This is a genomic window from Sphingomonas paeninsulae (assembly GCF_003660165.1).
Lineage (GTDB): Bacteria > Pseudomonadota > Alphaproteobacteria > Sphingomonadales > Sphingomonadaceae > Sphingomonas_O > Sphingomonas_O paeninsulae.
In genome coordinates, this window is record NZ_CP032829.1 from 2,255,817 (window position 1) to 2,275,437 (window position 19,621).

16 protein-coding genes, 1 pseudogene and 1 riboswitch are annotated in these 19,621 nt (G+C 59.9%); of the genes and pseudogenes, 11 read left to right on the forward strand and 6 right to left on the reverse strand.

The window, feature by feature from the left end; all coding sequences use genetic code 11:
• Positions 1 to 32 precede the first annotated feature (32 nt).
• The 7 genes and pseudogenes from D3Y57_RS16540 to dcd all read left to right on the forward strand — a co-directional run bounded on the left by D3Y57_RS16540 (position 33) and on the right by dcd (position 6,995).
• Positions 33 to 689: a hypothetical protein gene (locus tag D3Y57_RS16540; RefSeq protein WP_347400395.1), complete on the forward strand. Its 657-nt coding sequence runs from the start codon at positions 33 to 35 to the stop codon at positions 687 to 689.
• 81 nt (positions 690 to 770) lie between these two features.
• Positions 771 to 870, forward strand: a riboswitch (glycine riboswitch).
• A 100-nt stretch (positions 871 to 970) separates the two neighbouring features.
• Entirely contained in the window at positions 971 to 2,137 is a 1,167-nt protein-coding gene (gene gcvT / locus D3Y57_RS16545) for a glycine cleavage system aminomethyltransferase GcvT (protein ID WP_121154351.1), read from the forward strand.
• Positions 2,134 to 2,511, forward strand: a complete 378-nt coding sequence (gcvH, locus tag D3Y57_RS16550) for a glycine cleavage system protein GcvH (protein WP_121154353.1) — start codon at positions 2,134 to 2,136, stop codon at positions 2,509 to 2,511. The genes gcvT and gcvH overlap by 4 nt, the downstream gene beginning before the upstream one ends.
• A gap of 3 nt (positions 2,512 to 2,514) precedes the next feature.
• Positions 2,515 to 3,873 carry an aminomethyl-transferring glycine dehydrogenase subunit GcvPA gene (gcvPA, locus tag D3Y57_RS16555; RefSeq protein WP_121154355.1) on the forward strand — a complete coding sequence of 453 codons (1,359 nt, stop codon included), beginning with the start codon at positions 2,515 to 2,517 and terminating at the stop codon, positions 3,871 to 3,873.
• Positions 3,870 to 5,428, forward strand: a pseudogene (gene gcvPB / locus D3Y57_RS16560) (aminomethyl-transferring glycine dehydrogenase subunit GcvPB). Before gcvPA ends, gcvPB begins: the two are co-directional and overlap by 4 nt.
• A gap of 86 nt (positions 5,429 to 5,514) precedes the next feature.
• Complete coding sequence (locus D3Y57_RS16565; RefSeq protein ID WP_162987167.1) at positions 5,515 to 6,279, forward strand: hypothetical protein; 765 nt, start codon at positions 5,515 to 5,517, stop codon at positions 6,277 to 6,279.
• 161 nt (positions 6,280 to 6,440) lie between these two features.
• Positions 6,441 to 6,995 carry a dCTP deaminase gene (dcd, locus tag D3Y57_RS16570; protein ID WP_121154359.1) on the forward strand — a complete coding sequence of 185 codons (555 nt, stop codon included), beginning with the start codon at positions 6,441 to 6,443 and terminating at the stop codon, positions 6,993 to 6,995.
• Positions 6,996 to 7,048: 53 nt separating this feature from the next.
• On the opposite strand, the gene rnr is transcribed toward dcd, so the two are convergent.
• Complete coding sequence (rnr, locus tag D3Y57_RS16575; RefSeq protein ID WP_121154361.1) at positions 7,049 to 9,235, reverse strand: ribonuclease R; 2,187 nt, start codon at positions 9,233 to 9,235, stop codon at positions 7,049 to 7,051.
• Positions 9,236 to 9,285: 50 nt separating this feature from the next.
• Here rnr and glpD point away from each other — a divergent pair, with 50 nt between their 5' ends.
• On the forward strand, positions 9,286 to 10,803 hold the full coding sequence (gene glpD, locus D3Y57_RS16580) for a glycerol-3-phosphate dehydrogenase (RefSeq protein ID WP_121154363.1): 1,518 nt from the start codon (positions 9,286 to 9,288) through the stop codon (positions 10,801 to 10,803).
• On the forward strand, positions 10,739 to 12,205 hold the full coding sequence (glpK, locus tag D3Y57_RS16585; protein WP_121154365.1) for a glycerol kinase GlpK: 1,467 nt from the start codon (positions 10,739 to 10,741) through the stop codon (positions 12,203 to 12,205). The genes glpD and glpK overlap by 65 nt, the downstream gene beginning before the upstream one ends.
• Before the next feature lie 3 nt (positions 12,206 to 12,208).
• Here glpK and D3Y57_RS16590 read toward each other — a convergent pair whose 3' ends face one another.
• Positions 12,209 to 13,102, reverse strand: a complete 894-nt coding sequence (locus D3Y57_RS16590; RefSeq protein WP_121154367.1) for a 2-hydroxyacid dehydrogenase — start codon at positions 13,100 to 13,102, stop codon at positions 12,209 to 12,211.
• 16 nt (positions 13,103 to 13,118) lie between these two features.
• Positions 13,119 to 14,645: a proline--tRNA ligase gene (gene proS, locus D3Y57_RS16595; RefSeq protein WP_121154369.1), complete on the reverse strand. Its 1,527-nt coding sequence runs from the start codon at positions 14,643 to 14,645 to the stop codon at positions 13,119 to 13,121.
• Positions 14,646 to 14,710: 65 nt separating this feature from the next.
• On the opposite strand from proS, the gene D3Y57_RS16600 reads away from it, so the two are divergent.
• Both D3Y57_RS16600 and D3Y57_RS16605 read left to right on the forward strand, forming a co-directional pair.
• Positions 14,711 to 15,634: a DMT family transporter gene (locus tag D3Y57_RS16600; RefSeq protein WP_121154371.1), complete on the forward strand. Its 924-nt coding sequence runs from the start codon at positions 14,711 to 14,713 to the stop codon at positions 15,632 to 15,634.
• Positions 15,635 to 15,668: 34 nt separating this feature from the next.
• Positions 15,669 to 17,540, forward strand: a complete 1,872-nt coding sequence (locus D3Y57_RS16605) for a DUF885 domain-containing protein (protein WP_239025902.1) — start codon at positions 15,669 to 15,671, stop codon at positions 17,538 to 17,540.
• Here D3Y57_RS16605 and D3Y57_RS16610 read toward each other — a convergent pair.
• The 3 genes from D3Y57_RS16610 to D3Y57_RS16620 are packed head-to-tail and all read right to left on the reverse strand — an operon-like array spanning position 17,501 to position 19,539.
• Positions 17,501 to 17,929: a cytidine deaminase gene (locus tag D3Y57_RS16610; RefSeq protein WP_121154373.1), complete on the reverse strand. Its 429-nt coding sequence runs from the start codon at positions 17,927 to 17,929 to the stop codon at positions 17,501 to 17,503. The genes D3Y57_RS16605 and D3Y57_RS16610 overlap by 40 nt on opposite strands.
• Before the next feature lies 1 nt (position 17,930).
• A complete protein-coding gene (locus D3Y57_RS16615; protein WP_121154375.1) occupies positions 17,931 to 18,413 on the reverse strand; it encodes a UPF0262 family protein in 483 nt (160 codons plus the stop codon).
• Positions 18,414 to 18,432: 19 nt separating this feature from the next.
• Positions 18,433 to 19,539 carry an HlyD family secretion protein gene (locus tag D3Y57_RS16620; protein WP_239025903.1) on the reverse strand — a complete coding sequence of 369 codons (1,107 nt, stop codon included), beginning with the start codon at positions 19,537 to 19,539 and terminating at the stop codon, positions 18,433 to 18,435.
• Between the last annotated feature and the right edge of the window lie 82 nt (positions 19,540 to 19,621).

Here is a 19,621-nt window from a genome sequence, read left to right on the forward strand (position 1 = left end):
CCGATAACCGCAGTCCAAAGGTGTGCGTTTCCTTGACGAATATTCTTGCTTCAGTCGGCCCACGCCTCGGCATAGTTGCCGCTCTCGCACTCCTTGGCGCGTGTGCGCACACCGGCGAAATCGACGAGACGGGCGGCATCACCGCTTCGCGGTCGGCTTGCCCGGCGGTCGCCATCCCTGCGAACACCGGCGACGTGACGCTGTTCAATCCGGCCAACAGTCGTGACTCGACCGCGCTCGATATGGTCGCCACCATTACCAAGCTGCGGGACACTTGTGGCGATGCCGGGACCGACGTTACCGCAGCGGCGACCTTCGAAGTGGAGGCGCGACGGATAAGTTCGGTGGGCGCGCGCGACATCGTGCTCCCATATTTCGTCACCATCATGCGTGGCGGCGATACCGTTGTTGCAAAGCGCATCAGCCACGTCGCATTGCACTTCAACGACGGCCAGTTGCGCACCACCGCCACGGCATCGGGCGGAGCGGTGATCGACCGGGCTTCTGCGACATTGCCGCAGGAAATTCAGGACAAGCTACAACGCAAGCGCAAAGCGAAGGACGCCGACGCTTCGATCGACCCGCTGTCGCAGCCAGACGTTCGCGCCGCCGTGGCGCGGGTGAGTTTCGAAGTTCTGGTGGGCTTCCAGCTCACTTCCGAACAACTCCAGTATAACGCCACCCGCTAATCCGTTTGTCTCGAATCGGGCGTTGACTCGAATCGAGCTGACAAGCATTGCTTTGGCATGTCGTCCGGGGAGCAATCCGCGGGTGGCCGCGCGGGAGAGTGGCTGACCGTTAACGCGGTGCAGTTACGCCGAAGGAGCAACCACCCCGGAATCTCTCAGGCACCCGGACCGCGCGGACCAAGACAACTCTGGAAAGCGTTCCTGTAAAAACAGGAACCACCGAAGGTGTAAGCTGGTGCAAGCCAGCGAAAGCTCTCAGGTTTCCGTGACAGAGGGGGTCGATGAAGTGGCTGGAAGGCCGCGCATTGGCCACCATTCCGTCCCGTGGAGATCAGCCGTTGAGCGAAGATTACGAAATCGAAATCGAACAACTCCCGCTCGACGCATGGCACCGAGCCAATGGCGCGCGCATGGTCGAGTTCGCGGGCTATCATATGCCTATCCAGTATGAAGGCATCATCGCCGAACACCTCTGGACGCGCGAAAATGCCGGGCTGTTCGACGTCAGCCACATGGGGCAACTCCTGATCTCCGAAGACGGTGCGGCAGAGGCGCTCGAAGCGATCCTGCCCAGCGACATCATCGGTCTGCCCGTCAACAAGATGCGCTATTCGCTGCTGCTCGACGAGGATGGTGGCATCCTTGACGATCTGATGGTCAGCACCCGCGAAGACGGCATCTATATGGTCGTCAACGGCGCGGTGAAGTATGAGGATATCGGTCATATCCGGGAATTCCTGCCCGATGAAATCGCCATGAACCACATGGAAGATCAGGCTCTGCTCGCGCTTCAGGGGCCGAAGGCGGTCGAAGCCCTGTCCCGCGTCGTCCCCGGCGTCGAAAAGCTGTTCTTCATGGAGTGCGCCGCGTTCGGCGACCTGTGGATCAGTCGTTCGGGCTACACCGGCGAGGATGGCTTCGAAATCTCGGTCCCCGCCGACCGGGTGGAAGCGCTTGCCACCGAACTTTGCGCCCAGCCCGAAGTGAAACCCATCGGCCTCGGCGCCCGCGATTCGCTCCGGCTGGAGGCTGGCCTGCCTCTCTACGGCCACGACCTCGACCCAGCCACCGATCCGGTCAGCGCGGGGCTGACCTTCGCCATCCAGAAACGCCGCCGCGAACAGGGCGGCTTCCCCGGCGCGGCTACTATCCAGAAATATTTGTCCGAAGGCGCCCCCACAAAGCGCGTCGGCCTGAACGTCTCCGGTCGTCAGCCCGCCCGCGAAGGTGCCGAAATCTACGCTGGCGACACACTCGTCGGCAAAGTCACCTCCGGCGGCTTCTCACCCAGCCTCCAGTCACCAATCGCAATGGGCTATGTTTCGTCAGCCCACGCCACCCCCGGCACGCAACTTGAAATCGACGTTCGCGGCAAACGCCTGTCCGCCACGGTCGCGCCAATGCCGTTCGTCCCCCACCGCTACCACCGCAAGGGAGCCACAAAATGAGCCGTTATTTCACCACCGACCATGAATGGATCGACGTCGCAGCCGATGGCGAAACCGCGACCGTCGGCATCACCGACTACGCCCAGGGCCAGCTCGGCGACATCGTGTTCGTCGAAGTTCCAGCATCCGGCACCCGCATTGAAAAGGGCGGCGACGCTGCCGTTGTCGAATCGGTCAAAGCCGCCTCCGACGTGTACGCCCCCGTCTCCGGCACCGTCAGCGAAGGCAATCCCGCGCTCGAAGGCGACCCCTCGCTCGTCAACAGCGCTGCTGAAACCGACGGCTGGTTCTTCACTCTTGTTCTGAATGACAAGGGCGAACTCGACGGCCTGATGGACGAAACCGCCTATAAAGCCTTTGTCGCGGGACTTTAATTCATGCGCTATTTGCCCCTGACCGACACCGACCGGACCGCGATGCTCGCCACCATCGGTGCATCCAGCGTCGACGATCTGTTCATCGACGTACCCGAATTCGCGCGCCTGACGGGGCCGATAAAGGGTCTGCCCCTCCACGCCCCCGAACTCGCAGTCGACCGGCACCTTTCCGCCCTCGCCAAAAAGAACCGCGCAGCAGGCGACGGCCCGTTCTTCCTCGGCTGTGGCGCGTATAAACACCATGTCCCCGCCAGCGTCGATCACCTGATCCAGCGCGGCGAGTTCCTGACGGCCTACACCCCATACCAGCCCGAAATCGCGCAAGGCACGTTGCAAGTCCTGTTCGAATTCCAGACGCAGGTCGCTCGCCTGTTCGGCACCGACGTCGCCAACGCGTCCATGTACGACGGCTCGACCGCCTGCTGGGAAGCCATCACCATGGCCCGCCGCATCACGAAACGCGGCAAGGCACTCCTGTCCTGCGGCCTCCATCCACATTATGTCAGCGTCGCGCAGACGATGGCGCGCTTCACCGGCGACGTTCTCGACACCGCAGCCCCCGCGCTCACAGCCGAAACTGATATCGCCCGCCTGATCGACGCCATCGACAGCGAAACCTCGTGCGTCGTCGTCCAATACCCCGACATCCTCGGCCGTATCGAAGACCTCACTGAACTCGCAGCCAAAGCCCATGCGAACGGCGCGCTCCTGATCGCCGTCGTCACCGAACCCGTCGCTCTCGGCGCACTAAACCCGCCCGGAGAAATGGGCGCAGACATCGTCGTCGGCGAAGGCCAGTCGCTCGGCGTCGGCCTGCAATTCGGCGGCCCCTATGTCGGCCTGTTTGGCTGCAAGGACAAATACGTCCGCCAGATGCCCGGTCGCCTCTGTGGCGAAACCGTGGATGCAGAGGGAAAACGCGGCTTCGTCCTCACCCTTTCGACCCGCGAACAGCATATCCGCCGGGAAAAGGCGACCTCGAACATCTGCACCAACTCCGGCCTGTGCGCTCTGGCCTTCTCGATCCACATGACCTTGCTCGGCGAACGGGGATTACGCGAACTCGCGAACCTGAACCACGAACTGGCCTGCATCGCCGCCGATCGCCTGGCGCAGATCCCCGGCGTCCGTGTCGTCAACGAAACCTTCTTCAACGAATTCACCATCGCGCTCCCCCGCGAAGCTCGCCCCATCGTCCGCACACTGGCCGATGCCGGTGTCCTCGCCGGTGTCTCGCTCGGTCGCCTGTACCCGGATGTCGAGAACCTGAAAAACGGCCTCGTCATCGCCGTCACCGAAACCACCACGGTCGAGGATATCGAAGCCCTCGCCACCGCCCTGACAGGAGCGCTCGCATGAACATCAACCAAAGCGGCTGGCGTCCCGAAGCTCCTCTGTCAGACAGCACCGAAGCCGCCCCGACCTTTACCGGCAACCGTGGCCTGATGCTCGACGAAGCCCTGATCTTCGAAATCGGCGACACCAACACCACCGGTGTGGACTTCCCCGAAGCCCCCGCAACCGGAAAGCCCAGCAAACTCGGCACCCTGGCCCGCAAAACCCCCATCAATCTCCCCGGCCTGTCCGAACCAGAGACTGTCCGCCACTACACCCGCCTGTCGCGCCAGAATTACGGCATCGACCTCGGCTTCTTCCCGCTCGGCAGTTGCACGATGAAGCACAACCCGCGCCTCAACGAGAAAATGGCGCGGCTTCCCGGTTTTGCCGACATCCACCCGTTGCAGCCGGTCGATACGGTGCAGGGTGCGCTCGAACTGATCGACCAGCTTGCCCATTGGCTAAAGACGCTCACGGGAATGCCCGCTGTCGCCATGTCGCCAAAGGCTGGCGCGCACGGTGAGCTTTGCGGCATTCTCGCGATCCGCGCCGCCTTGGAAGCCCGGGGAGACGCCCGCTCGGTCGTCCTCGTGCCGACCAGCGCGCACGGCACCAATCCCGCGACCGCCGCCTTCGCCGGTTACGCGGTAGAGGATATCCCCGCGACCCCCGATGGCCGCGTCGATGCCGAAGCCCTCAAAGCGCGCCTCGGTCCCGATGTCGCCTGCGTGATGATCACCAACCCGAACACCTGCGGGCTGTTCGAACGCGAATTGAAGGACATTGCCGACGCCGTCCACGCGGCGGGCGCATTCGTTTACTGCGATGGCGCGAACTTCAACGCCATCGTCGGTCGGGTGCGTCCCGGCGACCTCGGCGTCGATGCCATGCACATCAATTTGCATAAGACCTTCTCCACGCCCCACGGCGGCGGGGGCCGGGTTCGGGGCCGGTGGTATTCTCCGCCGCCCTTGCACCCTACGCCCCGCTGCCTTTCGTCGATAAAGAAGGCGACCAGTTCGTCCTTGTCGAGGAAGAAACCGCAGGGGACCACCATGCCAGCTCGTTCGGCCGCATGGTCGCCTTCCACGGCCAGATGGGCATGTTCACACGCGCACTGACCTATATCCTCAGCCACGGCGCAGACGGCCTGCGTCAGGTGGCCGAAGACGCGGTCCTCAACGCAAACTACATCCTCCGCAGCCTCGAATCCTCGCTTGATGCACCGTTCGCCAACTCCGGGCCGTGTATGCACGAAGCGATCTTTTCAGACACCGGCATGGCCGATGGCTTCAACACCATCGACATCGCAAAGGGCCTGATCGACGAAGGCTTCCACCCGATGACGGTCTATTTCCCGCTCGTCGTCCATGGTGCGATGTTGATCGAACCGACCGAAACCGAATCCAAAGCCGCCCTCGACCAGTTCATCGGCGCGCTGCGTTCGGTCGCGGATCGGGCGAGGGCAGGGGACCCGACCTTGAAGACGGCCCCGCACTTTGCGCCACGGCGGCGGCTGGACGAGACGCTGGCCGCGCGGAAGCCGGTGCTGGTTTGGAAAGAGGCGGTGGGTTAGAAGGTCTGCGATTGGTGGGAAGCGGTCGCTCGTTTTCGTTCACCGATGATGCTTTTTCCACGCTAAACAGTTGACGCCGTTAGTTCGTGAAGTTTTTTCTGGGCGGAGAGTTTTGTCTTGGCAGTACCTACTTGATACCGACGAACGAGCAAGACGGCCAAATCGGTCGAATTTGTGTCACGTACCCCAACCTACCGGATGGCGGATCTGCCTGTCCGATTGGAGGACCGCTTGCTGACGAATTTGAGCGCTTAACAGACTATATGGAGGATCTGTTTGCCGCGAAGGCATTCATGGATCATGCACTCACCGTAAGCGAGCCGGGTCTTCTCGAAGCATTGGGGATCGCCGGACTGATAAAGTTCCTTCGTTGCTTTGAGAGCACGAGCGGCTTGAGGATCAAGCCTCTCAAACTTTCCAAGATATTCAATCACGAGGATCGTGCACGCGTGAAAGCGTTGATCTGGACTCGCCATAAATTCGTGGTCCATGATGAGCAGACCCATCCGATGAAGCAATCAGTTTTGTTGGTCGATAGCGACGGCGAGGCAATCGACGTCATGGTCACCTCGAGCAAGCAGGATTTTCGGACGTTCGCTGTGTCTGAGGACTTGCCGCGGCTGATCGAACTTGCTCTAGAATATGTAAGAACGGCTCATCTCTCAGCAGGCGATGCCATAAAATCAGATTGGAATGCTCAGTCAGCAACTGAGAAGCGTGTGGCTGCTCGGGGTAATCGAGAGGTCGTGATCGATATACTTCGAGAGGATGGTGACGAGACCCCCAAGGACGCCAGCGACTTTAGCCAGCAGCTTGCCTATATCATTCCGAAAGAGGTGCTGTCGAAGTAGCCGAAGGGGCTGATGGGCGAAGACGCTTCCCGCCGCTCGCGCGTATGTTAAGCGTAAAAGCTATAGTCCGGTATTGGGTCGGTTACGGAACGTGAGTTTTGGCGAAGCCAGTCTATCCCTCTTCCCCAAATCAAGGCAAAGGAACCCGCGATGGGGGAATTATGACTATCCAATCCGACCGCTGGATTCGCGAACAGGCAACCACGAACGGCATGATCGAGCCGTTTACGGAGAGCCAGCGCCGCGACGGCTGCATATCCTATGGCCTGTCGTCTTACGGCTACGACGCGCGCGTGGCCGATGAGTTCAAGATTTTCACCAACGTCGATTCGGCGGTGGTTGACCCAAAGAACTTCGATCCGGTCAGCTTCGTGGACCGCAAGACCGACGTCTGCATCATCCCGCCGAACAGCTTCGTCCTCGCCCGCACCGTCGAATATTTCCGCGTGCCCCGCGACGTGCTTGTCATTTGCCTCGGCAAATCGACTTATGCGCGCTGTGGCATCATCGTGAACGTGACCCCGCTCGAACCCGAATGGGAAGGCCATGTCACGCTGGAATTCTCCAACACCACGCCGCTCCCCGCCAAAATCTATGCGAACGAAGGCGCGTGCCAGTTCCTGTTCCTGAAAGGGAACGAACCCTGCGAAGTCAGCTACGCCGATCGCGCGGGCAAATATATGGGCCAGCGCGGGGTTACGCTGCCAAAGGTTTGATCCTGACGATGTGAGGAGCGGTAGTAAGGAACCTCAAGGAAGCGGCTTCGACGCTACCGCCGCTTACCCCCCTTATGCGGTATCCCCTTGGGCCGCCCACGGTGCATTGTCGTAATCCGCCCCTTTTGCTGCCTCGGCGCAGAACCACCCTCCGGCAGCTCAAACCGCAGCGCCCCGCTGATCGGGTTCGCCTCCGCCAGCCGCAGTTGCAGCTTCATCCCCGGCGCATATTTCACGCCGGAAACATCGCCCTCCAGCGTCTTGGCACCCTCATCATAGCGGAAGTAGTCGTTCCCCAGCGTCGATACCGGCACCAGCCCATCGCCGCCGATCCCGTCCACCGTCGCAAAGAACCCGAAGTTCGAAACCCCGGTGATCCGCGCGTCGATGATCTCACCGATCCGCGTCGACAGATGCGCGGCGACATAGCGGTCCACAGTCTCACGCTCGGCCAGCATCGCACGACGCTCCGCCTGACTGATCGCCTCGCCCAGCACCTTCATCCGCTGCGCCTCGTCATCGGTCAGCCCACCGTCGCCCAATCCGAAACTGCGCACCAGCCCGCGATGCACCAGCAGATCGGCATAGCGCCGGATCGGTGAGGTAAAATGCGCATAGCTGCCGAGCGACAGGCCGAAATGCCCGTGATTGTCCGGCCCATAATAAGCCTGAGTTTGCGTCCGCAGCACCTGCTCCATGATCTGCGGCCGCTGTTCTGGATCGGTAACGCGCTCCAGCAAGCGGTTGAACACCGCGGGCGTTACAACCTGCCCCAGCGCGAAGTTCACTCCGAACGTCGCCAGATAATCTTTCAGCGCGACCAGTTTCTCACGGCCCGGAACCTCGTGCACCCGGTACATCACTGGCGACTTCTTCGCCTCCAGCGCCTTGGCCGCCGCTACGTTCGCCGCGATCATGAAATCCTCGATCAGCCGGTGCGCGTCCAACCGATCGCGCACCGCGATGCTGACGATCTGGCCCTGTTCGTTCAGCACAACCCGCCGCTCCGGCAAGTCCAGCGCCAGCGGCTCGCGTGCGTCTCGCGCTTTCGCCAACAGCGCCCATGCCGCCCATAAATGTTTCAGATGTTCGGGTGCATTGCCTCCGTCGATGGCGGCCTGCGCGTCCTCATAGGCGATGTTCGCGGCGACCCGGATCACCGCGCGCGTAAACCGCCACGCCGTCACCTTGCCCTTGGCGTCGATGGTCAGGTGGCACGCCAGCGCCGCGCGGTCCTGACCCTGTTTCAGTGAACAGATATCCGCCGACAATTCCTCGGGCAGCATCGGCACAACACGGTCGGGGAAGTACACACTATTGCCGCGTTTCTTCGCTTCCCGGTCCAAAAGTGACCCGGAACGGACATAAAACGACACATCCGCGATCGCGACGATGGCTTCAAAGCCACCTTTGTCGTTGGGAGCAGCCCAAACCGCATCATCATGGTCGCGCGCGTCGGCCGGATCGATCGCCACGATGGGCAAATTGCGCAAATCCTCGCGATCGCCCAGCTTCGTCTTCGAAACCCGGTGTGCTTCCTCCAGCATATCCTCGGTAAAGTGATCGGGGATGCCGTGTTTGTGAATCGCGATTAAACTGAATGCTTTAGGCGCAAATGGGTCGCCCAGAATCTCCGAAACCCGCGCCACGATGCGGGGTGGACGACCGGCCTTTTCCGCCAACACCAGATCACCGTCCACCGCATCGCCAATGTCCGAAATCAGCGTGTCATTCCGCTCGCGCTTGTCGACGGGTTTCAGGAAAAACCGATCTCCCTCACGCCGGACGACGCCCAGCAACATCTCCTCCGATTTGGCTAATTTCTTCATAGAATGAACGACATAGCCCGCACCGCGTTCCTCGGATCGACCCAGGAAACGGTCCCCCACCGCCATCGCCCCGGCCTTGCTTCGTTCGATCACCCGAACCCGCGGCGGCGTGATTCCATCAGCTTGCCAATTCTCCGGAACCGCCAGCACTGAATCGCCCTCAATGTCGACAACGCGAAACACCGTGACCTTCGGCAAACCGCCCATTTTATGAAACGCCCGCCCCGGCGCGCTGTCGATCAGCCCCTCATCAGCCATGTCTTTCAACAATGCTTTCAGCGCGATCTTCTCCGAACCTTTCAGTCCAAACGCGCGCGCAATCTCGCGCTTGCCCGCCGCCGTTTCCGACGTGGTGATGAAGTTCAAAATCTGGTCGCGCGTAGGCAGACCCGGCTCGATATGTTTGGACATCGTGCGACGATAGGGGGTTGGCGGGGTCAGGCCAAACGGTAAAGCAAACCATGGTCTTTGATCTTCTCATCGTCGGCGGCGGCATCAATGGCACCGCGATTGCGCGTGAGGCCGCGTTGAACGGCCTGTCGGTGATGCTCGTCGAACGCGACGACCTCGCCAGCCACACGTCATCGGCCTCAACAAAATTGGTCCACGGCGGGCTGCGCTATCTCGAATATTATGAATTCGGGCTGGTCAGGGAGGCGTTGCAGGAACGCGAGCGCCTGTTGAAAGCCGCGCCCCATCTGATTTACCCGATGCACTTCGTCCTGCCGCATGAGAATGCGGTGCGCCCGTGGTGGCTCGTTCGGCTTGGGTTGTTGCTTTACGATAATATCGGCGGTCGGATTACTTTGCCGCGTTCACGTGCATTACGAAAGACTGATACTAACTATCTGAAACCATTGAAGCGACAGGGCAGGGGCTTCGTCTATTCGGACGCCTGGGTGGACGATGCGCGCCTGGTCGTCCTGAACGCGATGGATGCCGCTCGGCATGGAGCGGAAATCGTCACGCACACCGCAATGATCGCCGCTCGCCGCGTCGGTGACATTTGGGAAGCAACGCTTTCCGATGGCCGAACAGTGCAGTCGCGCGCGATGGTCAACGCCGCCGGTCCGTGGGTCGCTGAAGCACTGGCGCTGACCGGAGCCAACGCCCGCAGCGGCGTGCGCCTGATCAAGGGCAGCCATATCGTCGTGCCAAAGATATTCGACGGCGCCCAGGCCTATATGCTGCAACAACCCGACAAACGCATCGTGTTCGCTATCGCCTATGCTAACGACACGACGCTGATCGGCACCACGGATATCCCGGTCGAACGCCCCGAAGACGCGCAGATCACACCGAACGAAATCAGCTATCTATGCGAGGCGGCAAACCATTTCTTCGTGAAACAGATCGCCCCCGCCAATGTCGTGCGAACTTACTCCGGAGTGCGTCCGCTGTACGACGACGGCGCGAGCGAGGCGAAGGCCGTCACGCGCGATTACGTGCTGGAACTCGACGCGGCGGGAGCGCCATTGCTTTCGGTGTTCGGCGGCAAGATCACGACCGCGCGACATCTGGCTGAGGAAGCTATCGGAAAACTCGCCAAAGTCACCGACTGGCAAGTTTCCCGCGTTACCCGTTCTGCTCCGTTCCCCGGCGGCGATATTGGCGCGTTCGATCCGTTTCTTGTCAAAGTCCTAGCGCGCTATCCGTTCCTCGGTGAAGCACGATCGCTTCGCATGGCCCGCGCATATGGCTCGATGCTGTTCGACATGATTGGCCCCATGATCAAGGACGCGGACGATTTGGGCGAGGAATTCGGTGCAGGGTTATCGCAAACCGAAGTCGACTGGATGGTCACCCACGAATGGGCGCACTCGGTCGATGACGTCATCTGGCGGCGAAGCAAATTGGGACTGGCGATGAACGAGGCGCAAATCGCCCGGCTCGCGGACTATCTGAAAGGCAAACATGTCGAAATATCTGCTGGCGGTCGATCAGGGGACAACATCGTCACGGGCGATCCTGTTCGATAGCGACGCAAAGCCCGTTGCCACCGCGCAGGAGGAGTTTCCTCAGCATTATCCGCAGCCGGGTTGGGTAGAACATGATGCGGAGGATATCTGGGCCTCTACGCTGCGGGTGATGAAACAGGCGATGCAGGCGGGTGATCCGTCCGCCATTGGCATCACCAACCAGCGTGAAACGATCGTGATCTGGGACCGCGCTTCGGGCAAGCCCATCCACAATGCCATCGTCTGGCAGGACAGGCGCACAGCGGAATTCTGTGCAAGGTTAAAGGCGGACGGCCACGAGAGGGCGATTCAGCAAAAAACCGGTCTGCTGCTCGATCCCTATTTCTCGGCGAGCAAGGTCAAGTGGCTGCTTGATAACGTAAGCGGTGCGCGGGAGCAGGCTGGCAAAGGAAAACTGGCGGTCGGCACCATCGATACGTTTCTGCTCTGGCGGTTGACCGGCGGACGAGTCCACGCGACCGACTGGACGAATGCCGGGCGCACTATGCTGTATGACATTCACCGGCGATGCTGGGATGCCGAACTGTTGAAGATATTCGATATTCCAGAAAGTCTCTTACCAGAGGTTTATCCCAACACTTATTTGTTTGGCGAAACCGACCCCGCAATGTTCGGTCGCGCCATCCCGATTGCGGGCATGGCGGGCGATCAGCAGGCCGCCCTGATCGGTCAGGCGTGCTTCGAACCCGGCATGGTAAAATCGACCTATGGCACCGGTTGTTTTATGCTGATGAACACCGGACCCGATGCGCCGATATCGACCAACCGACTGTTGACCACCCCGGCATACGACATTTCGGGAGAGCACGCTTATGCTCTGGAGGGGTCGATCTTTGTTGCAGGAGCGGCAGTCAAATGGCTCCGGGACAAGATCGGGCTGGTGGAGACTGCTGGAGAGACGGAGGCCGTCGCGAGGGCGGCGCGCGAAGATCATGGTGTCGTTGTGATCCCCGCTTTCGTCGGCCTTGGCGCGCCGCATTGGCGACCCGACTTACGGGCCAGTATCCACGGCTTGACCCTGGACACGACCGCAGCCGACCTTGTTCGAGCGACGCTGGAGAGCATTGCCTTTCAGACTCGCGACCTGACCGATGCGATGGCGGCGGACGGCACCACTCGACCGGCAGCGATCCGTATCGACGGCGGGATGGCAAAGAACAATTGGTTTGCACAGTTTCTGGCCGACATATTGGAAACGCCGGTCGAACGCCCTGCTAGCCACGAAACCACTGCACTGGGCGCGGCCGTACTGGCCGGAATCACGACCGGAATTATTGCCGACAAAGGCGAATTTTCTCAGAAGTGGCGGTCCGATGCGCGGTTCGATGTTGAGATGACCAGGACAAGGCGCGACGGGTTTTTGTCGGACTGGTCGAAAGCGATAGAGCGAGCCTTGCGCTGACGATCAATTGATCGCGGTAAGGAGTGGCTGGCCGGTAAAATGCGCGTCCAGATTCGCCAGTACGAGCACCGCCATTGCGGCACGGGCTTCTTGCGTCGCGCTTCCCTGATGCGATTGGAGCACAACGGTATCGAGGGTTTTCAAAGCATCGGGTACAATTGGTTCGTGAGCGAAGACGTCTAGCCCAGCACCGTATATGCGTCCCTCCAGCAAGGCGGCGACCAGTGCGGTCTCGTCCACGATGCCACCACGGGCGATGTTGATCAGGACGCCATCGCGACCGAGGCGATCCAGAATATCTGCGTTCACGGCCTTCGCGGTTTCCGTGCCGCCCGACGCCGCTACGATCAGCACGTCGCTTGCGGTCGCCAGTTCGGCGAGATCTGGCACAAACCGATAGGGTAGCCACGCTTTTGCGGTTCGGCTTGTATAGAGGGTTTCAGATGCAAAGGGTGCGGCGCGGGATGCGATCGACTGTCCGATCAACCCCATGCCGAACAACCCTATTCTGCGTCCACTGGCCCGCCTTCCGTTCGGAACGCGCCAGTTTCCATGGCGAACGGCGCGGTCGTTGGCCGGTATCCGACGCTGCACGGCGAGCATTAAACCGATGGCGAGATCGGCAACATCATCGGTGAGAACATCAGGCGTAAGCGTGACGCGGACACCCGCCCGTGTGGCCGCATCAAGGTCGATGCGATCATGCCCCACGCCATGAACCGCGATGATTTCCAGTGCAGGCAGACTGGCAATCAGGGCGGCATCGACTGCGCTCATACCCCCACCCACAATCGCGCGCGTGGTCGTGGGAGGTGAACCCCGAAACAAGCGAAACCTTGCCGACAAGGCTGTCTCAAGCGGCGCGGGAATGTCAGTGGCGAGGAACAGGTCGATCATAACTATGGGTGATAGTTCAGTATGTCCGCCCGATCAAAATCCGCTCTACGGCAGGCTCGCCTGTGAACACGCATGTGCCAGTTGGTGCCGTTGCACCAACCGGCGTATTGCGCACGGTCAGTTTCAAAGCCTTCAATTTCGCCGCAACTGCGCCCAGCGCCGCTCCGGTCGGTCGCGACCAGTCAGCCTCGACCCAGCCGATCACCTTGTCCTCGCCGCCGGTGAAATGCTTTTCGATAGCCGCCCAGTCTTCCACCCGAACGATCGCCGCATCGCGCCGCGCCTGAGCCTCTGCAAACAAGCCCAACTGAATTTCATCGAGCAATCCGGCAGCCTGACCAATAAAATCGGCCCGCAGCAGGACAGCGCTCGCCAGCTTCCCGCCTTCGCCATAAAGCCGGTCGCGCCGAACCAGCGACACGTTCCCGCCAGCAACATCGCGGCCACCGACCTCGATAATCAGCGGCGCGCCCTTCTTGATCCATGCCCAGCGCTTGCCTTTGCCCGCCTTGGTATCGACATGAACACGCAAAGGCTCACCCAGCGCGTTCAGTTTCAACAGTTCGGCCCGCAATTCGCGCGCATAGGTCAAAACGGCATCATCTTCGGGAGTTTCACGCAGCATCGGGACGATCACGATCTGATGTGGCGCAACAGCGGGCGGCAGACGAAGGCCATCGTCATCACCGTGAACCATGATTAGGCCGCCGATCATCCGCGTCGAAACACCCCAGCTCGTCGTCCAGGCATGGGCGAATTCGCCAGCCTTGTCCTGAAAGCGTATGTTTTGCGCCTTGGCGAAGTTTTGCCCGAGGAAGTGGGAGGTGCCCGCCTGTAAGGCTTTACCGTCCTGCATCATCGCCTCGATGCTGTACGTGGCCTCTGCGCCCGGAAACCGCTCATGTTCGGGCTTTTCACCAGCGACAACCGGCATCGCCAGACAATTCTCGGCGAACTCACGATACACTTCGAGCATTTTCAGCGTTTCTTCGACCGCTTCGTCGCGTGTGGCATGGGCGGTATGGCCCTCCTGCCAAAGAAACTCGCTCGTTCGCAGGAACATTCGAGTCCGCATTTCCCAGCGGACGACATTGGCCCACTGGTTGATCAGCACCGGCAAATCGCGCCACGACTGCACCCAGCGGGCCATTGCCGTGCCGATTACGGTCTCCGAAGTCGGCCGCACGATCAGCGGTTCCTCCAGTTTTGCTGCAGGATCGGGCATCAATCCGCCCTTGCCGTCAGCGATCAGACGATGATGGGTGACAACCGCCATTTCTTTCGCAAAACCATCAACATGGCTGGCTTCTTTTTCAAAATAGGAGAGCGGAATAAAGATTGGGAAATAGCAATTTTCGTGCCCCGTTTCCTTGATTCGCTGGTCGAGCAGCTTCTGAATGCGCTCCCAGATGCCATAGCCCCATGGGCGAATGACCATGCAACCGCGCACGCCTGAATCCTCGGCCATGTCGGCTTCGGATATGACGGCTTGATACCAGGCAGCGAAATCGGCTTCGCGAGTGACGTTGAGGGCGTGTTTCATAGCAAAGCGTCTTTGCGGAGCGTGCGGGGGTTGTCCAGTCTCGCTACGCCACTAGAGCGACCCCCATGAACAGAAACGGCACGAGCGTGCTCCGTGCGGACAGACCGCTGGCTGGCATCGGAATGCGCCTCGCTACGACAGTATTTCTATCGATCATGTTTGCCCTGGCGAAACTCGCGCAAGAGCGGGGCGTCAACCTTATTGAAATCCTGTTTTTCCGTCAGTCCATCATGATTGTTCCGGTCGTCATCATCGCCGCCATTGGGCCGGGTATGGCGTCATTAAAGACCAAAAGACCGGGAGCGCACTTTCGACGCGCAAGTTCAGGACTTTTCGGAATGGCGCTGAATTTTGCGACGGTTGCTCTGTTGCCGCTCGCCGAAGCGCAAACGGTTTGGTTCACGACACCCTTGTTCGCAACGATCCTCGGGGCGTTGTGGCTGCGCGAATATATCGGTTTGCATAGATGGGGCGCGGTGGCTCTTGGTTTCGTCGGCGTGTTGATTGTTGTGCACCCGCAGTCAGGTGGCGTGCACCCGTTTGGCACGGCGATCGGGCTTGCGGCGGCGTTCATGGTCGCGGTGACGTCCATTTTGATCCGTCAGATCGGTCGCACCGAATCCCCATTGACGGTGGTGTTCTGGTTCGGCGTAAATTCGTCGCTCGCGCTGTTACTAATCATGCCGTGGGCACTCCATTATCATGATGCGGGTACGTGGTTATTGCTGATCGGCATGGGTGTCGCGGGCAGCTTTGGTCAGATCGCTTTGACGTTTTCACTCCGGTTTGCGCCGGTATCGGTCATAGCTCCGGTCGATTACGCCAGTCTGTTCTGGACGACGGCGCTTGGTGCCGCGCTGTTTTCGGAATGGCCAACGCCGTGGATGTGGCTCGGCGCGCCGATCATTATTTCCAGTGGCCTCTATATTGTATGGCGCGAACATAAATTGCACCGGATCGCGCTTGCCGCAGCGTCTCTCGCGGAATAGCCTCCCACGTAATAATATATCAGGGAGATTCAAATTGGCCGATTTTGGAATCACGACTAACCGCCGCACGATTATCGCGGGCGGCGCAGCTACATTGGGACTTGCCAGTATTCCGGCTGCGGCGCGCGCGGTCACCGCCCCTTCGCCTGACAGGTTCAGGAACGTGCTTGATAGTATCGCCGATCAGGCACTAAATCTTTCGCCAGAAACCGCGACGAACCTTGGCGTCGATGTAGGTCCGCGTGCCGGGTTGCGCGCAAAGCTTTCCGACTATTCGCCTGCGGGGAACGCTGCCTTTGCGAGCGCAGCCATTGCGATGCAGGCGCAAGTTAATGCAATCGATCGAAAGACCCTGTCGCCGGTGGATCAGTTGCGCTGGGATACGATCCATTACACGCTCGATCGTACACAAGAAGCCAAGCCGTTCTTTTATGCGAATGCCAGCCAGGGGTTCTTCGGCGGCACATCGCCCTATGTCGTTAGCCAGCAAAACGGGGCGCTTTCCAGCACACCTGAATTCCTTGATTCACAGCACCCGATCAATTCGGCAAGCGATGCGGAAGCCTATCTTTCGCGTGTAGCCGCGTTCGCGAAGTCACTCGATGTTGAAACGGCACAGATCAGGGATGACGCAGCGCGTGGCGTGATGCCACCGGACTTCATTGCTGCAAACGTCATCGGCCAGATCAAGGGGTTCCGCGCGACCAAAGCCGCCAACCAAAAGCTGGTGACGTCGATCGCAACACGTACTGCCGCAAAGAATATTCCCGGTAACTGGAGCGCACGGGCGCAGAATATGGTTGAAAGTCTGGTTTATCCGGCGGTCGATCGTCAGCTTGCCGCATTTACTGCTGCCACGAGAAACGCGCCGCACACTGCTGGCGTCCAACGCCTGCCGATGGGCGATGACTATTACAAATGGGCGTTGCGGCTTGGCACCACGACCGAAACTTCGGCTGCGGAAATCCATAAGCTGGGGCTTGCTCAGAACGCAGAGTTGAAGGCCCGAATGGATGTGCTCCTTCGTAAGCAGGGGATGACGCAAGGCACTGTCGGCGAACGTGTGCAGGCGTTGAACAAAGATCCGCGCCAGCTCTATTCGGATGACGATGCGGGCAGGGCGCAACTGATCGCTTTTCTCAATGAAAAGGTTGCGGCCGTTCGTCCGTTGATGCCGAAATTGTCGCATCTCGGGTTGAAGGCAGAAGTGATTGTAAAGCGCGTTCCGGTCGATATTCAGGACGGTGCGGCTCTTGGTTATATGAATTTTGCATCGCTCGACGGGAAACGGCCCGCGATCTATTATGTCAATCTGAAGTCGACATCGCTTTGGCCCAAATACCAACTGGCGACCCTTACTGCGCATGAAGGTATTCCGGGACATACGTGGCAGGGGGCCTATCTTGCCGAACATCATGCGGAAATTCCGCTGATCTCGTCGCTGATCGGGTTTAACGCGTTCGTTGAGGGGTGGGCGCTCTATTCGGAGCAACTTGTTGATGAAGCGGGTCTTTATGCCGACGATCCGTTCAGTGAGATCGGCTTCCTGCAGGCATTGCAGTTCCGCGCCTGTCGTCTGGTCGCGGATACCGGGCTTCATGCAATGCACTGGACCCGCGAGCAGACGGTGAAGTTCCTGATGGATGAAACCGGCAAGGGCGAGGGCGCGATGACCAGCGAGACCGATCGCTATTGCGCGTCACCCGGACAAGCATGCGGTTACAAGATGGGCCACAATGAAATTCTGCGCCTTCGCGGAGTGGCTCAGACGGCGTTGGGGCCGAAATTCGACCTCGCCAGCTTCAACGACACATTGGTCAAGACGGGTGGTGTGCCATTGGCGCTCCTGCCTACTGCAGTCGATGCTTATATAAAATCGGCCAAATCGGCAGGCCCGAACGCATAGGGCAGAAGATCGGACAGGCGGTGCGTTTCCATAATGGACGCATCGCCTGAGCTGCAGTGGATCACGATGTCGCGCCCTCCGAGTTGCGCGGATTCGTTCAGCATCTGGCGGCAGCGACCGCAGGGGCGAACGACCGCTATTCCGTTCGGCACTCCCCCGATTACGGCAATCTCGACAACATTGCGCAGTTGCCCGTCGCAATTGGCCTTCGCCAGCGCGACCGTTTCCGCGCACAGTGATAGGCCATAGCTGGCGTTTTCGAAGTTCGTGCCCGTGACAACGCTGCCGTCGCTGAGCAAAAGGGCGGCGCCAACCGCGAATTTCGAATAGGGAGCATACGCATGAAATGCTGCTTCGCGTGCTGCGGTGATGAGTTGAGCAGGCGTCATATTATCCCTTGATGTGCAGCACGCAGATCAGCGTGAAAAGGCGGCGTGCGGTATCGAAATCGACCTCGATCTTGTTCTGCAACTTTTCTACCAGCATCTCCGACGCTTCATTGTGAATGCCGCGCCGCGCCATGTCGATCGTTTCTATCTGAGCGGGTGATGATGCTTTTACCGCCTGAAAATAGCTGTCGCAAATCGCGAAATAGTCGCGGATAGGGCGACGAAATCTTGCCATTCCAAGGATCAACGCTTCCAACGGCGCGCCGTCTTCGCGCGCGATTTCTAGGCCGAGCCGACCTTCCTCGACCGACAATTTCAACCGATAGGGACCGGCATACCCATCGGGATGCTGGCGTAGGGGCCGAAAGACATTTCCTTCCAACAGGTCGAATATCGCGATCCGGCGTTCCTGCTCGATGTCCAGAGACCGCCAGGCGATCGTTCGCTCGTCGAGCTGAATATCGATGATTCTGGGATCGGCCATCGTTACCCTTTCGGGCAAATCAGTCGGCCACGCGAACGGTGACTTTGGCGCTCCATCCTGCAACCAGCGGTCGTTCCAACTTCTCAGTGAACGTCAAACGCACAGGTACGCGCTGAGTCACTTTCACCCAGTTTCCCGTCGCGTTCTGTGCCGGAAGGAGTGAGAATTGCGAACCAGTGCCCGCGCCAATGCCGGTAACTATTGCCTTGAACTTGTGCCCGGGAATGGCGTCGATCTCGACTTCGGCGCTCTGCCCGATCCGCACTTTCGCTAATTGGGTTTCCTTGAAATTGGCATCAATCCAATACCCGTTGCCGCCCACGATGCTCACCAGGGGAAGCGACATCGTCGCCATATTGCCAGCCTCCAGACGATCCGTTTGCGTTACGCGACCGTTTATCGGTGAGCGGACCTCGGTGCGGGTGAGGTCGAGTCGCGCCTTTTCACGTTGAGCCATTGCTGCGGCAACCGCTGGTGGCTGCCCATCGGCATCGGTGCCCAACGCCGCGCGCGCCGAAGCTGCAGTCGCGAGCGCAGACTGGCGCTCAGCGACAGCGGCTGCTCTGGCTTGCCGCGCCGCGTTCATCGCAGCCTGCGCCGAATCCAGTTGCGCGCGCGTCGTAAAACCCTGTTTCATCAACGCGGTTTGGCGAGTGAGTGTCTGCTCGGCCAGTTGCACGTCCGATGCCCGCGCGGCGATATCTGCCGCTTTCGAGGAAACATCGGCATCCTTCGAATTCGCAGTACCGCCAAGCTGAGCGACCTGAACGCGGGCGTTGCTTACCGCAGCCTCCGCCTGCATCAAGGCAATACGGTAAGGGGCGGGGTCGATGCGGAAAAGCAGGTCGCCGGCCTTAACGACCTGATTCTCCGATACCCGGACCTCGAGGATCGGGCCTGAAACCTCGGGCGCGATGCTGACGACCGGGGCGTTGATTAAGGCGTTATCGGTCGTGACAGTTTTGCCCGAAGTCAGCCAGAAGAACAGCGCAGCTACGATGATGATCGCCGGAACCGAAAGCATAACGATCAGCCGCGTGCGCGATTTGCGCGGCGAAGACTGCGCTCCCCCATCATTTCCATCGACACCAGCAGCCAGTCCGGCATCGACTTCAATTTTCGACATTTCATTCACGGGATCGGCGGTCCTTACGCGATAATTATGCTCCGATGGACGGATATTGGTTTGATATCAACCAAACTATGGT

Coding starts and splice junctions, on each gene's coding strand:
- proS (WP_121154369.1), bottom strand. CDS start 14,645: ATGAAACACGCCCTCAACGTCACTCGCGAAGCCGATTTCGCTGCCTGG.
- glpK (WP_121154365.1), top strand. CDS start 10,739: ATGTCGAAATATCTGCTGGCGGTCGATCAGGGGACAACATCGTCACGG.
- gcvT (WP_121154351.1), top strand. CDS start 971: ATGAAGTGGCTGGAAGGCCGCGCATTGGCCACCATTCCGTCCCGTGGA.
- D3Y57_RS16615 (WP_121154375.1), bottom strand. CDS start 18,413: ATGGCCGATCCCAGAATCATCGATATTCAGCTCGACGAGCGAACGATC.
- dcd (WP_121154359.1), top strand. CDS start 6,441: ATGACTATCCAATCCGACCGCTGGATTCGCGAACAGGCAACCACGAAC.
- D3Y57_RS16610 (WP_121154373.1), bottom strand. CDS start 17,929: ATGACGCCTGCTCAACTCATCACCGCAGCACGCGAAGCAGCATTTCAT.
- glpD (WP_121154363.1), top strand. CDS start 9,286: ATGGTCTTTGATCTTCTCATCGTCGGCGGCGGCATCAATGGCACCGCG.
- rnr (WP_121154361.1), bottom strand. CDS start 9,235: ATGTCCAAACATATCGAGCCGGGTCTGCCTACGCGCGACCAGATTTTG.
- gcvH (WP_121154353.1), top strand. CDS start 2,134: ATGAGCCGTTATTTCACCACCGACCATGAATGGATCGACGTCGCAGCC.
- gcvPA (WP_121154355.1), top strand. CDS start 2,515: ATGCGCTATTTGCCCCTGACCGACACCGACCGGACCGCGATGCTCGCC.
- D3Y57_RS16600 (WP_121154371.1), top strand. CDS start 14,711: ATGAACAGAAACGGCACGAGCGTGCTCCGTGCGGACAGACCGCTGGCT.
- D3Y57_RS16620 (WP_239025903.1), bottom strand. CDS start 19,539: ATGTCGAAAATTGAAGTCGATGCCGGACTGGCTGCTGGTGTCGATGGA.
- D3Y57_RS16590 (WP_121154367.1), bottom strand. CDS start 13,102: ATGATCGACCTGTTCCTCGCCACTGACATTCCCGCGCCGCTTGAGACA.